The organism is Bartonella sp. MR168JLCBS, assembly GCF_042194175.1.
In genome coordinates this window covers 324-688 of record NZ_JBHIMP010000401.1, presented here as the reverse complement: position 1 = coordinate 688, position 365 = coordinate 324, and the positions used below count along the sequence as shown (strand labels likewise).

The 365-nt window shown below is 43.3% G+C and carries 1 pseudogene; it reads left to right on the top strand.

The window, feature by feature from the left end:
• Positions 1-365 (top strand): annotated as a pseudogene (locus ACFIK8_RS11620) (bifunctional DNA primase/helicase); the annotation flags it as partial.

The window sequence follows — 365 nt, the reverse complement described above, 5'->3', positions numbered from 1 at the left end:
CGAAACAAACGGGAGGTTTAGAACAACCCAAAAGAGAGATGATTGAAAGAATCCTGGATTTTTTAGACGATGGGCTTATTCTTTATGAGCATGTTGGCAAATCGAGCGTCGATACATTGCTTAATGTATTTGACTATTGCCGTGCGCGCTATGGCTGCGATCAATTTATCATCGACAGTTTAATGCGGCTAGGCATCGCCTCCGATGACTATACCGGACAAGAACAAGCGGTTTATAAAATGGTTGATTGGGCTGTTTTAAACGCCGTACATATTCATCTTGTTGCCCATGCACGTAAAGGTGGCTTAGACAAGGATGTTCCCGGTACTGAAGATATTAAAGGTGCCTCAGAAATTGGCGCCAAT